Raw genomic sequence first — 13,516 nt, forward strand, 5'->3', positions numbered from 1 at the left:
TACAGTTCGGAGAGATTGTACTGGTCTGTATCTGTCTCCGCCAGCGCTCCCGCGCCACACCTTGCGGAGGATGGACAGGAACACCGACATGCACGCACCTCTCGCCGCCTGGGGCAACGGGCTCCTTGGGGTTCTGATCTTCAGCGGCTCGCTGCCGGCGACCCGTGTTGCGGTCGGCGGCTTCAGCCCGCTGTTTCTCACCTCGGCGCGCGCCGTGCTGGCGGCGCTGCTGGCGGCTGCGATCCTGCTAGTGCTGCGCCAGAAGCGCCCGGCGGCGGGCGACGTGCTGCCGCTGGTGCTGGTCGCGCTCGGCGTCGTCGTCGGCTTCCCGCTGCTCACCGCGATGGCGCTGGAGCATGTCACGGCGGCCCATTCCATCGTCTTCATCGGCCTGCTGCCGCTGGCGACGGCGATTTTCGGTGTGCTGCGCGGCGGCGAGCGCCCGCGCCCGCTGTTCTGGGCCTTTTCCGGCGCCGGTGCGCTCGCCGTTGCCCTCTTCGCGTTGCAAGGCAATGGCGAGGTCTCGCTGGTCGGCGATCTCTTGATGCTCGCCGCGATCCTCGTCTGCGGCTTCGGTTATGCGGAAGGCGCAAGGCTGGCGCGCCGTCTCGGCGGCTGGCAGGTGATCTGCTGGGCGCTGGTCTTCTCCCTGCCGCCAATGGCCGCGCTGGGGCTGGCCGTCCAGCCGCAGACCCTTGCCGGTATCGCGCCGCCCGCCTGGATCGGCCTTGCCTATGTCTCGGTCTTCTCGATGCTGGTCGGCTTCTTCTTCTGGTATCGCGGCCTGGCGCTCGGCGGCATCGCCGGCGTCGGTCAGTTGCAACTGTTGCAGCCCTTCTTCGGCCTGCTGCTGGCCGGCCTGCTGCTCGGCGAGCCGGTTGCCCCGTCGATGATCGCCGTTACCGTCTTCGTCGTGGCCTGTGTCGTTGGCGCCCGTCGCCACGCCTGACGCGGGCTCAGGAGAAGATGCCGCGTTCGCTCGCCACCGCCTCGGAGATGAAATCGGCGACCACCCGCACCCGCCCCAGGTCCCGCACGCTTTCATGCAGCACCAGCCAGTAGCTGCGGGCGATGGTTCGCTCGGGCAGCACCTGCACCAGGTCGGGGTCGCTCCGGGCGATGAAGGCATGCAGGATGCCGATGCCGGCACCAGAGCGCACCGCCTCGGTCTGGCCGAGAGCCGAGGCGATCTCGAAACGCGGCTGGAAGGTGCGGTCGATCTCCTCGGCATAGGCGAGCGCGCCGGAATAGACGAGATCCTCCACATAGCCGACCAGCGCGTGCGCCTTGAGGTCGGCGGCGGTCTGCGGCGCGCCGGCGTGGGCGAGATAATCGCGCGAGGCATAGAGGCCGAGCGTGTAGTCGACCAGCTTGCGGGCGACCAGCCGGCCATGGTCCGGCCGCTCCACGGTGATGGCGATGTCCGCCTCGCGCCGCGACAGCGAGACCGCGCGGGGAACGGGGACGAGCTGCAGCGTCAGGGCCGGATGGCGCTCGGTCAGGGTGCCGAGGCGGGGGGCGAGGAAGGCGACGCCGAAGCCGTCCGGCGCGCCGATCCGCACCGTGCCGGAGACGGCGACATCCGCGTCGCCGATCTCCGCGCGCGCTTCCAGCATCTCCGCCTCGATCCGCTCGGCGGTGGCGAGGAACCGCTCGCCCGCCGTCGTCAGCGCCGATCCGGTGGTGCGCCGGTCGACCAGCTTGACGCCGAGATCGTCCTCCAGCGCGCTGAGGCGGCGCGCGACCGTCGCATGGTTGACGCTGAGCGCCCTTGCGGCGGCGAGCAACTGGCCGCTGCGCGCCACGGCGAGGAAAATGCGTGTATCGTCCCAGTTCATGCGCGCTCTCCGGCAGGCTGCGGGGGCAAAGCTCGGATCAGAGCTAGCATGGCTATAAATTTCGCACAACGGATGCGGCTTTCCGCCTATTGTGCGCAACAAAAAACGAAGGCATGACAGGGGCAGCCTCGAACGTGGCATCTGGCCGCGAAAAGGTGCGCGCTCCATCGTGCGGGCTGCGCCAAAAGGGAGAAACGACCCATGAAGACAATCGGACATTTCATCGGTGGCAAGCATGTCGAGGGCACCTCGGGTCGCTTCGCCGACGTCTACAATCCGGCCACCGGTGAGGTTCAGGCCAAGGTGGCGCTCGCCTCGCAGGCCGAACTGCGCGCCGCCGTCGAGAATGCCGCCGCCGCCCAGCCGGCCTGGGCCGCCCAGAACCCGCAGAAGCGCGCCCGCGTGCTGATGAAGTTCGTCGACCTGCTGCACCGCGACATGGACAAGCTCGCCGAGGCGCTGTCGCGCGAGCACGGCAAGACCATTCCGGACGCCAAGGGCGACGTCATTCGCGGCCTTGAGGTTGCCGAGTTCTGCATCGGCGCGCCGCACCTGCTGAAGGGCGAGTTCACGGAAGGCGCCGGCCCCGGCATCGACATGTATTCGATGCGCCAGCCGCTCGGCGTCGTCGCCGGCATCACGCCGTTCAACTTCCCGGCGATGATCCCGATGTGGAAGTTCTGCCCGGCGATCGCCGCCGGCAATGCCTTCATCCTGAAGCCGTCGGAGCGCGATCCGTCCGTGCCGATCATGCTGGCCGAACTGATGATCGAGGCGGGCCTGCCGGCCGGCATCCTCAACGTCGTCAACGGCGACAAGGAAGCGGTCGACGGCGTGCTCGACGATCCGGACATCATGGCGGTCGGCTTCGTCGGCTCCACCTCCATCGCGGCCTATGTCTATTCGCGCGCCACCGCCAACGGCAAGCGCGCGCAGTGCTTCGGCGGCGCCAAGAACCACATGATCATCATGCCGGATGCCGACATGGACCAGGCGGCCGACGCGCTGATCGGCGCCGGCTATGGTGCCGCCGGCGAGCGCTGCATGGCGATCTCGGTCGCCGTCCCGGTCGGCGAGGAAGCCGCCAACGCGCTGATGCAGCGCCTGATCCCGCGCGTCGAGGCGCTGAAGATCGGGCCTTACACCGCCGGCAACGACGTCGACTTCGGCCCGCTCGTCACCGCCCAGGCGCTGGCCCGCGTCAAGGGGCTGGTCGACCAGGGCGTGAAGGAAGGCGCGACGCTCGCCGTCGACGGCCGCAACTTCACCATGCAGGGTTACGAGAACGGCTTCTTCATGGGCGGCTGCCTGTTCGACCACGTCACCAGGGACATGGCGATCTACAAGGAAGAGATCTTCGGCCCGGTGCTCTCGGTCGTGCGCGCCAAGGACTATGACGAGGCGCTCGAGCTGCCGATGAGCCACGAATACGGCAACGGCACCGCGATCTTCACCCGCGACGGCGACACGGCCCGCGACTTCGCCAGCCGCATCAACATCGGCATGGTCGGCATCAACGTGCCGATCCCGGTGCCGCTCGCCTATCACACGTTCGGCGGCTGGAAGAAGTCCGGCTTCGGCGATCTCAACCAGCACGGCCCGGATGCGTTCCGCTTCTACACGCGCACCAAGACGGTGACCTCGCGCTGGCCGTCGGGTCTGAAGGACGGCGCCGAGTTCGTCATTCCGACGATGAAGTGAGCCCCGGTCGGGCGCAGCCCGAGCCATCGCCCCAGTGGGGCGATGGCAGGGGCGAACGCGGTCGAGTGTAAGCGGGCGCCAGCCCGCGTCGAGCCCGCAACCCGGTCGGGCGCAGCCCGAGCCATCGCCGGCTGCCTTGCCAGAGCGGCATTGACCGCTCGTCGCGCAAGGCAGTCGCCCAATGTGAGGGGCGATGGCAGGGGCGAACGCGGTCGAGGGTAAGCGGGCGTCAGCCTGCGCCACGACCGCCACCCGATAACATTGCGAAACCCGCTCCGGCCTGGCCGAGGCGGGTTTTTTGTTTGCGCGAGGAGGGGATCCGGCGGTGGCAGGCATGTCGCGGTTTGCAAACACGCGCCGATGCGATGCGCAGGCCGGCCGCTCCGCGATAAGTCGTCTTGCTAAGTATGCCGAGGCTAGTTTACGTGTCGTGCTGGGGCAAACTGGTTGGCATCAAGGGCGCATTCCCCGGTCCGGCCGACTGTAGACGGAAACCGCAAAGGTCGGGCAACACGGAAGCGAGTAGATCAATGTCGAAGCGTGAAGTGGTGTTCCTGTCGGGCGTCCGCACGGCCATCGGGTCGTTCGGCGGAGCGTTGAAATCCGTGCCGCCGACGGAGCTCGGTGCCAAGGTCGCGGCGGAAGCGCTGCGCCGCTCCGGCATTGCGCCGCAGGAGATCGGTCATGTCGTCTTCGGCCATGTCATCAACACCGAGCCGCGCGACATGTATCTGGCGCGCGTTGCGGCAGTGGATGCCGGCATCCCGGTCGAGACCCCGGCGCTGACGCTGAACCGGCTCTGCGGCTCGGGCGCCCAGGCCATCGTCTCGGCGGCGCAGTCGATCCTGCTCGGCGATGCCGACTATGCGCTGGCGGGCGGTGCCGAATCCATGAGCCGTGCCCCGTTCTCCAGCCCCGGCGCCCGCTTCGGCGTCAAGATGGGCGAGGCCGTGATGTACGACATGATGCTCGGCGCCCTCAACGATCCGTTCGGCGGCGGCCATATGGGCATCACGGCGGAGAACGTCGCCGCCCGCCACAACATCAGCCGCGAGGCGCAGGATTCGCTTGCCGTGGAGAGCCAGCACCGGGCGGCGCTTGCCATCCGCGACGGGCGCTTCAAGGAGCAGATCCTGCCGCTTGAGATCCAGGCCGGCCGCAACACGGTGACCTTCGACACCGACGAGCATGTCCGCGCCGACACCTCGCACGCGACGCTGAGCGGCCTGCGCCCGGTGTTCCGCAAGGACGGCTCGGTGACGGCCGGCAATTCCTCGGGCATCAATGACGGCGCGGCCGCCGTGGTGCTGGCCGAGCGCGGCCTTGCCGAGGCGCGCGGCTTGAAGCCGATGGCGCGGCTGGTCGGCTATGCCCATGCCGGCGTCGAGCCGGACATGATGGGCATCGGGCCGATCCCGGCCGTGCAGAAGCTGTTCGAGAAGACCGGCCTCACGGCGGCCGACTTCGACGTGATCGAATCCAACGAGGCTTTCGCGGCCCAGGCCTGCGCGGTGATGCGCGAGCTCGGCTTCCCTTCCGACCGGGTCAATCCGAATGGCGGGGCGATCGCGCTCGGCCATCCGGTCGGTGCCACGGGGTGCCTCATCACCGTCAAGGCGCTCTACGAGCTGGAGCGCACCGGCGGCCGCTACGGCCTCGTCACCATGTGCATCGGCGGCGGCCAGGGCATCGCGCTCGCCGTCGAGAACCTCAACGCCGACTGATGCTCTCCCTCTCGTGCCGGCGGCCGCGCCCTTTCCATTCCCGGCCGCCATCCCATGTGACCGGGTGACCCGCTGTCGACGATCGAGGCTGGCGGACATGCGCCTTGCTTTCCTGCGGCTTGCCGCCGCCCTCTTGTTGCTGCCGTCCGCCGCCGTGGCGCAGGCGGGGGAGCCCTCCGCCTTCAGCCTCACTGACGGCGCAGACCATCCGCTCGCCGGGCGTATCTGGTCGGTCGCCAGGGCCGCCTTCGTCGAGCCGGCCGAGGTGGAAACGGCGGTGGCCGGCGCCCGCTTCGTGCTGCTGGGCGAAATCCACGACAATCCCGATCATCACGCGCTGCAGGCGCATCTGTTGGCCGCGGCGAGCGAAGGAGGGCGCAGGCCCGCCGTGGTGCTGGAGATGCTGGCGCGCGACCGCCAGGGCGATGTCGATGCCTATCTCGCCGACGGGCAGGCGACGGCGGAGGGCTTCGGCGCGGCGCTCGGCTGGGCTCAGTCGGGCTGGCCGGATTATGCAATCTACCGGCCGGTGATCGAGGTCGCCGTTGAGCGGGATCTGCCGATCATTGCCGGCGACACGCCGCGCGAGGAGCGGCGCAGGGTCGCCGCCGAAGGGGCGGAGGTGCTGGGCGCGGAGCGGATCGCCGCGCTGCGCCTGTCCGAGCCCTTGGGCGAGGCGGCCGATGCGGTGCTGCTCGACATCCTGTTCGACGGGCATTGCGGAATGATGCCGCGCGAGGCGCTGACCCCGCTCGTTGCCGTACAGCGGCTGCGCGATGCGACGCTGGCCGACGCGATGATCTCAGCGGCTGGGGAGGTGGCGGTGCTGATCGCCGGCTCCGGCCATGTCCGCAAGGACCTCGGCGTCCCGCGCTATCTGGAGTGGCGGGAGCCGGATGCAGCGAGCGTTGCGGTCGGCTTCGTCGAGGTGGTGGAGGACAGGACGGAGCCCGCCCTTTATGCCGCCGGTACGGCGGACGTGCCGCCGCCTTACGACTATCTCTGGTTCACGCCGCGCCAAGAGCGCGGGGATCCTTGCGAGAGCCTGCGGGCGCGCTTCGGCAAGAGCGAATAGGCGTGCCCGCGCGCCGCCGTCAGCCGGTGGAGCCGTGGCTTGCCGCTGCAATGCGCGGGGCTTCATCCTCCTCGTCGCGGCTGTCCCGCGACGAACTGCTGCGCCAGTCCTCCGCGTCGTCGTCGCTCTCGCCCGTCGTCGTCTCGCCCGTCGTGGCCTTGCCCCTCGTGGCCTTGTCCTTGACAGGCGGGGCCTTGGCCTGTGCCTGGCCGGCCGGGCCGGGTGCACTTGAGCCCGCCTTTCGGGGCGCCTCTTCGGGCATCCGGGAGGGCTCGGCGTCGGGGGAGGCGACCGCCGTCGATGCGGTGGCCGCTGCCGCCTCTGTCGGTGCCGTGTCATCCCTCCTGTCATAGGCTTGCCGGCGCCGCGCCATCACCTTGGCGCGGGCACGGCGGCGCCTGATCCGGTTGGCAAGCCGGCGTGCGACCCTCGAAAAGTCCTCGCGGGAGAAGAAGAAGGGCAGGGTGGGCTCGGCCGGGTCGATATGTTCGACGGCAAGGCCGACGGCGGTGATGACGTGGTCGCTGTCGATGGCGCGCACGACGAGGTCGATATCACCATAGGCGACGCGATCGGCCGGCTCGACATCGTCTCCGAGTTCGCGCTTCATGAAGGCGCGCAAGGTCAGCTCCGCGTCCGCCTTGTGCACATGGAAGCCGTAAAGGGCGCCCAGTTCCGCCAGTTGCGTGTCGGGGTCGAGGTCGAAATCGCCGAACAGCGCCGGATCGTTCTCCTCCTTCGTCACGGCGGCGAACAGCGTGTCGAGCACCGGCACCTGGCGCGGACTGGCGAGGATGTAGAGCCGGTCGCCGGGCTGCGGCTTGCCGGCCTTCTGCAGGCGGATGCTGTGCCCGTCGCGCAGGATCAGCACCGGGCGCGCCCAGCGGGGAATGCGCTCGCCCCGCGCCACCGGGCTGGCGGGATGGATCGTGTAGCCGACCAGTTCGTGATCCTGACCGCCGGGCAGCTCCAGCTCGATCCGGTCGACCGGTCCCATGCGCGGCGGCACGGTCAGCTTCAGCCTGCGCGCCATCGGGCGGATCGTCCAGCCCTGCAGCACCAAGGAGGTCAGCACGATCAGGAAGGTGACGTTGAAGATCTCCTGCGCGTTCGGCAGGCCGGCGATCAGCGGCAGGATGGCGAGCAGGATCGACACCGCTCCGCGCAGGCCCACCCAGGAGACGAAGGCGATCTCGCCGCGGGAAAAGCCGAAGGGCATCAGGCACAGCCAGACCGCGAAGGGGCGGGCGAGAAAGATCAGCACGGCGGCAAGGCCGAAGCCCTCCAGCGCGACCTGGCCGAACTGCGAGGGCGAGGCCAAAAGGCCGAGCGTGACGAACATGCCGATCTGGCTGAGCCAGGTGGTGCCGCCCTGGAACTTCTTCAGCGAGGGCTGCTGACGCATGCGGACATTGCCGCACAGGATGCCGGCGACATAGACCGCCAGGAAGCCGCTGCCGCCGGCCAGCGTGGTCACCGCCATCAGGACCAGCGCCAGCGCCAGCACCAGGATCGGGTAGAGCGCCGGCTCCAGCTTGAGGCGGTTGACGATCTGCACCATGAGATAGCCGCCGGCGAGCCCGGCGATGAGGCCGAGGCCCATCTGGCGGACGAACTCCAGGATCAGTTCGGCGCCGGCCGCCGCATCCGCTTCCATCGAGCCGGCGGTGATCATGCCGATCAGCGTCACCGTGAGGAAGATCGCCATCGGGTCGTTCGAGCCGGATTCGACTTCCAGCGTCGCGGAGATCATCTCGCGCAGGTTCACCCCGCCGACCCGCAGCAGGAAGAACACCGCCGCCGCGTCGGTCGAGCCGACGATGGCGCCGAGCAGCAAGCCGTCCGTCCAGGCCCAGCCGAACAGGTAATGCGCCGCCGCGCCGACGACGCCGGCCGTCAGGGCGACGCCGATGGTCGCCAGCGCCAATGCCGGCGCCGCCGCCAGGCGAAACGTCGCGAGCCGGGTGCGAAAGCCGCTGTCGAACAGGATGAAGGTGAGGGCGATGGAGCCGATAAAGTAGGCGGCCCGTGTGTCGGAGAAGGCGATGCCGCCGGGTCCGTCTTCGCCGGCGGCAAGGCCCACCACCAGGAACACCAGCAGCAACGGAGCGCCGATCCGGAAGCTCACCAGCGACGTGAACACCGAAAGGGCGACGAGCCCGGCGGCGATCAGGATCAGCAGGTTGAGCGTTTCGAACATGGGCGGGCAATCTCCGGCGCGCGGCGGGTCCGCGCCATGTCTGGACCGTGATGACCTCTCGGTTATCGGCAAATCGCGCCCGAAGCGCGGCGGAACATGGGTATTGTATTGATAGGAGTTAAAAAAATGGCGGTGCCAGGCACCGCCACGCGCATTTTTCAAAAATGTTTCGCGCCTCACGCGGCGGCGAGGCGTTCCCGCGTCGCGATCGGGTGCAGCGCGCCGCCGTCCTGCCCATAGGCGCGGCCGAAGCGGTTGGCGAGGAAAGCGGCGAGCGGGATCGCCTCCTGCTTGACGAAGCCGCGTCCCGGCAGCGTGCCGTCGCGCAGCATGTCCAGTGTCGCGCAGATGCCCGAGGCGGTGGTGATCTGGATGGCGCTCCAGATCTCGCCGGCCACCTCCTGCGCGGTGACCCGGTAGACCGCCGACATCTGCTCGCGCTGGTCGCCGCGCTGGCCCGAGGCGGTGATGAACACCAGCACCACGTCCTGGCGGGTGATCGGCACGGCGGTTTCCAGCACGTCGCGCATCAGGTCGCGGCGGTCCTTCAGACCGAGGTCGGTGAGCAGCAGCCGCATGATGTCGCGGTGGCCGGGATAGCGCACGGTCAGGTAACGCAGGTTGCGCACGCGACCTTCCAGCGTTTCGGCCAGCGAGCCGAGGCCGCCGGAGGTGTTGAACGCCTCGTAGTCGACGCCGTCGAGCGAGAAGGTCTCGTAGCCCTCCAGCGGCTGCAGCAGCGCCCGTTCGCCGTCCAGCACCGCCTCGCAGGGGTTGCAGTACTCGTTGATCAAGCCGTCGGTCGACCAGGTGAGATTGTATTTCAGCGCATTGGTCGGGTAGCGGGGCAGGGCGCCGACCCGCAGGGTGAGGTTCTCCAGCGCGTCGAAGCGGCCGGCAAGGTCATGCGCGGCGATGGAGACGAAGCCCGGCGCCAGGCCGCATTGCGGCGCGAAGGCCGTGTGCGCGCCCTCGGCCAGCGCCTTGACGGCCTTGGTCGAGGCGACGTCCTCGGTGAGGTCGAGATAGTGCGCGCCGGCGCGCTTTGCGGCACGGGCGATGGTCTGGGTCAGAAAGAACGGGGCGGCCGACAGCACGGCGCGGTGGCCGGCAAGCGCCTCGACCAGCGCGTCCTCGTCGGCGACGTCGACCTCGACGGTGGCGACATCCGGCCGCCGGGCGGCAGCGAGCGCGGCGGCGTCCCGGTCGGCAATGGTCACACGATAGTCGCCCGTTGCGGCGAGCAGGGCGGCGATGGTGCGGCCAATCTTTCCCGCACCGACGATGAGCACCGGCCAGACAGTCATGAAGGCAATCTCCTCTGGGTGTTGTTGCTCGAGGATAGGAGAGCCTTTGTCCGGATGTCAGAACGCATCGCGTCGGATTGGTCGATGTTTCCGGCGATATGACGGCTCTTCCGTCTAAGTGTCGGGAATCCCCCCTTTCGGCCTCGCCCTCGCTGGCGTGAGGATTCACCCGCGCTTGACCTTCCGCCTGCTGGAAGGTGCATGATGACGTCCAAACGTTGACTGGCGGGCCGGCTGCGCGCTCGCCCGCTCGATCGGAGGCGCGTCATGAACATCGGAGAGGCCGCGGCCCTTGCCAGCCTGCTGGAAGGTGCATGATGACGTCCAAACGTTGACTGGCGGGCCGCCTGCGCGCTCGCCTGCTCGATCGGAGGCGCGTCATGAACATCGGAGAGGCCGCGGCCCTTGCCAGCCTGCCGCCCAAGACGATCCGCTATTACGAAGAGATCGACCTGATCCACCCGGCGCGGGCCGGCAACGGCTATCGCGACTATTCGGAGACGGATATCCACCGCCTGCAGTTCCTGCAGCGCGCGCGCAGCCTCGGCTTCACCATCGAGGAGTGCCGCATGTTGCTGTCGCTCTACGAGGACGAGCACCGCGCCAGCGCCGATGTCCGTGCTGTGGCGATGGAAAAGATCGGCGAGGTGGACCGCAAGATCGCCGAGTTGCGCTCGATGAAGGCGACGCTCACCCGCCTGGTGGAGTCCTGCCATGGCGACGCCCGGCCCGACTGCCCGATCCTGGAGGATCTCGCCGGCGGCGCTTCCCTCTGCGGTGGGCATCGATGACCCCGCGAACGGGCCTCGTTCTGATCGGCGCTGCCGGGCTGATCGCCGCGCTGGCGGTGGTTCTGCGGCCGCAGGACGCGCCGGATCGGGGAGCGGCGTCCGCCATGGTGGAGGTCACCGTGCCGGAGCTCGCGGGCCTTGCCACCGAGGGCGCGCGCGCCTACGACGCCTTCTGCGCGAGCTGTCACGGCGAGAACGCTGCCGGCCGGGAGGGCATCGGGCCGCCGCTGGTCCATGTCATCTACGAGACCGGACACCACGCCGACGGCGCGTTCCTACTGGCGGCAACGCGGGGCGTGCGCCAGCATCACTGGACCTTCGGCGACATGCCGCCCGTGCCCGAGGCGAGCCTGCAGGACATCGCCGCGATCATCGCCTATGTGCGGACGTTGCAGCGGGCCAACGGCATCTTCTGAGGTTGTTGCCTCAAACGCCGAGATAGGCCTCGCGCACCCGCTCGTCGGCCAGCAGCGCTTCGCCCTTGCCTTCGATGGCGATCTCGCCGGTCTCGATGACATAGCCGCGCGTGGCGATGGAGAGCGCCGCGAAGGCGTTCTGCTCCACCAGGAACACGGTGACGCCGTCCTCGCGGTTCAGCCGCTGGATGATCTCGAACACCTGGTCGACCAGCACCGGCGCCAGGCCCATCGACGGCTCGTCGAGCAGCAGCAGCTTCGGCCGGCTCATCAGGGCGCGGCCGATCGCCAGCATCTGCTGCTGACCGCCGGACAGGCCGCCGGCCGGGTTCCTCCGCCGCTCCTTCAGCACCGGGAACAGGCTGTAGATCCGCTCAAGGTCGGCGGCGATCTCCGCGTCCTTGCGCAGATAGGCGCCGAGCCGCAGATTGTCCTCGATGGCGAGCGGCGCGAAGATCTGCCGGCCCTCCGGAACCTGGGCGATGCCGGCCGCGACCCGCGCATGCGGGCTGGCGCGCGAGATGTCGCGCCCCTGGAAGGAGAGGCTGCCGCCGGTCATCGGCTGCACGCCGGACAGGGTGCGGAGCAAGGTGGTCTTGCCGGCGCCGTTGCCGCCGACCAGCGCGACGATCTCGCCGGCGGCGACGCTCAGCGACACGCCGTGCAGCGCCTCGATCCGCCCATAGGCGGAACGCAGCGCCTCGACGCGCAGAAGCGGCTCAGTCGAGTGCAAGGTTGGCCTCCCGCGTGCCGTGGGTTCCAAGATAGGCCTCGATCACCTTCGGATTGGAGCGGATCTCGGCCGCCGATCCCTCCGCCAGCATCCGGCCCTGGTCGAGCACCAGGATCCGGTCGGAGATGCGCATGACCAGTTTCATGTCGTGCTCGACCAGCACCACCGCGACGCCGTCGTCGGCGATCTTGCGGATCAGCTTCTCGATCTCCTCGGTCTCGACCGGATTGCAGCCGGCCGCCGGCTCGTCGAGCAGCAGCACCTTCGGTTCGGCGGCGAGCGCCCGAGCGATTTCGAGGCGCTTCAACGCGCCATAGGGCAGGTTCGCGGCTGCGATGTCCGCCAGCGCGGCAAGGCCGACGCGCTCCAGCAGGGCATCGGCGACCGCCGCGCTCTTGCGGTTCTGGCGCCCGGTCGAGGGCAGGGCGAACAGGTGGGCGAGGAGGCCGCGCTGTTCGCGCAGGTGCCGGCCGACCATCACGTTCTCCCGCGCGGTCATGCGGAAGAACACCTGCAGGTTCTGGAAGGTGCGCGACAACCCGCGCTCCGCCAGCCGGTTCGGCTCCAGCGCGGTGACCGGCTCGCCGGCCAGCCGCACGCTGCCGGACTTCGGCCGATAGATGCCGGAGACCAGATTGAACAGCGTGGTCTTGCCGGCGCCGTTCGGGCCGATGATCGAGAACACCTCGCCGGCCCGTGCCGAGAAGCTGACATTGTCGACGGCGCGCACGCCGCCGAACGCGATGCCGATCTCGTTGACCTCGAGGAGGGGCGTCGTCGCTGTCACGTCTTCCACCTCCCCTTGAAGAGCGCCGCAAGGCTCGGCACGATGCCGGCGCGCAGCACGATCATGATCACCATCATGATCAGGCCGAGGATCATGTGTTCGTAGTCGTGGAAGCCGGTCAGCACCTGCGGCAGCACGACGAGGATCGCAGCGCCCGCCAGCGAGCCGAGGATCGAGCCCATGCCGCCGAGCACGACCATGGTGACGAGTTCGATGGAATGCAGGAAATTGGCCTTGTCCGGCGTCACGAAGCCGTTGAGCAGCGCCAGCGTCGAGCCGGCGACCGAGGCATAGACCGCCGAGATGACGAAGACGGTGAGCTTGGCGCGGGCAACGTCGATGCCGGCGACGCGCGCGGCGACCTCGGAGTCGTGCAGGGCCCTGAGCGCCCGGCCCGTCGGGCTGGCGACGAGGTTGCAGGCGATCCAGGCGCCGATGACCAGAAGGCCGCCGGTGATCCAGTACCAGGTGTCGGCGCCGCGCACCCGCCAGCCGAACAGCGTCAGCCGCTCCACCGGCATGCCGTCCGGCCCGCCGGTCAGCCAGGCCTCGTTGGAAATCGTCATGGCGATGAGGATGCCGAAGCCGAGGGTGGCGACGGCGAGGTAATGCCCCTTGAGCCGCAGGATCGGCCGGCCGACCAGGAAGGCGAGGGCGGCGGTGGCAAAAGCGCCGACAAGGGCCGCGACGAGCGGGTGCAGGCCGAATTGCGCCGGCAGCACGGCGACCGCATAGGCGCCGATGCCGAAGAAGCCGGCATGGCCGAGGCTCACCTGGCCGGCATAGCCCATCAAGAGATTGAGACCGATCACGGCGAGCGCCGAGATCCAGACCAAGGCGGCGACGCGGTAATAGAAGTTGGAGGGCATGGCGAAGGACAGCGCGACGACCAGCAGCGCGATCACGAGCGGCACGGCGAGCCGGTGGGAGAGGAGCCTGCCCAT

12 protein-coding genes are annotated in these 13,516 nt (G+C 69.0%); 6 read left to right on the plus strand and 6 right to left on the minus strand.

Annotated elements, in window-relative coordinates:
* Nucleotides 1–88: 88 nt before the first annotated feature.
* Nucleotides 89–949 (plus strand): DMT family transporter, encoded by an 861-nt coding sequence (locus TSB10GB4_RS04565; RefSeq protein ID WP_186394740.1) that lies wholly within the window; start codon nt 89–91, stop codon nt 947–949.
* A 7-nt stretch (nt 950–956) separates the two neighbouring features.
* Here the strand turns inward: TSB10GB4_RS04565 and TSB10GB4_RS04570 are convergent, their stop codons facing one another.
* Nucleotides 957–1,838 (minus strand): LysR family transcriptional regulator, encoded by an 882-nt coding sequence (locus tag TSB10GB4_RS04570; RefSeq protein WP_186394741.1) that lies wholly within the window; start codon nt 1,836–1,838, stop codon nt 957–959.
* Nucleotides 1,839–2,039: 201 nt separating this feature from the next.
* Here TSB10GB4_RS04570 and TSB10GB4_RS04575 point away from each other — a divergent pair, with 201 nt between their 5' ends.
* The 3 genes from TSB10GB4_RS04575 to TSB10GB4_RS04585 all read left to right on the plus strand — a co-directional run bounded on the left by TSB10GB4_RS04575 (nt 2,040) and on the right by TSB10GB4_RS04585 (nt 6,338).
* Nucleotides 2,040–3,539, plus strand: coding sequence for a CoA-acylating methylmalonate-semialdehyde dehydrogenase (locus TSB10GB4_RS04575; protein WP_186389757.1), 1,500 nt, complete (start codon nt 2,040–2,042; stop codon nt 3,537–3,539).
* Nucleotides 3,540–4,069: 530 nt separating this feature from the next.
* Entirely contained in the window at nt 4,070–5,263 is a 1,194-nt protein-coding gene (locus TSB10GB4_RS04580) for an acetyl-CoA C-acyltransferase family protein (RefSeq protein WP_186394742.1), read from the plus strand.
* Nucleotides 5,264–5,360: 97 nt separating this feature from the next.
* Nucleotides 5,361–6,338: a ChaN family lipoprotein gene (locus tag TSB10GB4_RS04585; RefSeq protein WP_186394743.1), complete on the plus strand. Its 978-nt coding sequence runs from the start codon at nt 5,361–5,363 to the stop codon at nt 6,336–6,338.
* Nucleotides 6,339–6,357: 19 nt separating this feature from the next.
* Here TSB10GB4_RS04585 and TSB10GB4_RS04590 read toward each other — a convergent pair whose 3' ends face one another.
* Nucleotides 6,358–8,538 carry a potassium/proton antiporter gene (locus TSB10GB4_RS04590; protein WP_186394744.1) on the minus strand — a complete coding sequence of 727 codons (2,181 nt, stop codon included), beginning with the start codon at nt 8,536–8,538 and terminating at the stop codon, nt 6,358–6,360.
* Between the two features lie 176 nt (nt 8,539–8,714).
* Complete coding sequence (locus TSB10GB4_RS04595; protein WP_186394745.1) at nt 8,715–9,845, minus strand: saccharopine dehydrogenase NADP-binding domain-containing protein; 1,131 nt, start codon at nt 9,843–9,845, stop codon at nt 8,715–8,717.
* Between the two features lie 380 nt (nt 9,846–10,225).
* On the opposite strand from TSB10GB4_RS04595, the gene cueR reads away from it, so the two are divergent.
* Together cueR and TSB10GB4_RS04605 are read left to right on the plus strand one after the other, a co-directional pair.
* Complete coding sequence (cueR, locus tag TSB10GB4_RS04600; protein ID WP_186394746.1) at nt 10,226–10,636, plus strand: Cu(I)-responsive transcriptional regulator; 411 nt, start codon at nt 10,226–10,228, stop codon at nt 10,634–10,636.
* Nucleotides 10,633–11,052: a cytochrome c gene (locus tag TSB10GB4_RS04605; RefSeq protein ID WP_186394747.1), complete on the plus strand. Its 420-nt coding sequence runs from the start codon at nt 10,633–10,635 to the stop codon at nt 11,050–11,052. The genes cueR and TSB10GB4_RS04605 overlap by 4 nt, the downstream gene beginning before the upstream one ends.
* Before the next feature lie 10 nt (nt 11,053–11,062).
* On the opposite strand, the gene TSB10GB4_RS04610 is transcribed toward TSB10GB4_RS04605, so the two are convergent.
* The 3 genes from TSB10GB4_RS04610 to TSB10GB4_RS04620 are packed head-to-tail and all read right to left on the minus strand — an operon-like array spanning nt 11,063 to nt 13,516.
* Nucleotides 11,063–11,785 carry an ABC transporter ATP-binding protein gene (locus tag TSB10GB4_RS04610; RefSeq protein ID WP_186394748.1) on the minus strand — a complete coding sequence of 241 codons (723 nt, stop codon included), beginning with the start codon at nt 11,783–11,785 and terminating at the stop codon, nt 11,063–11,065.
* Nucleotides 11,772–12,572 (minus strand): ABC transporter ATP-binding protein, encoded by an 801-nt coding sequence (locus TSB10GB4_RS04615; RefSeq protein WP_186394749.1) that lies wholly within the window; start codon nt 12,570–12,572, stop codon nt 11,772–11,774. Before TSB10GB4_RS04615 ends, TSB10GB4_RS04610 begins: the two co-directional genes overlap by 14 nt.
* A complete protein-coding gene (locus tag TSB10GB4_RS04620) occupies nt 12,569–13,516 on the minus strand; it encodes a branched-chain amino acid ABC transporter permease (RefSeq protein WP_186394750.1) in 948 nt (315 codons plus the stop codon). Before TSB10GB4_RS04620 ends, TSB10GB4_RS04615 begins: the two co-directional genes overlap by 4 nt.

This window comes from Stappia sp. TSB10GB4, assembly GCF_900185745.1.
GTDB lineage: Bacteria > Pseudomonadota > Alphaproteobacteria > Rhizobiales > Stappiaceae > Stappia.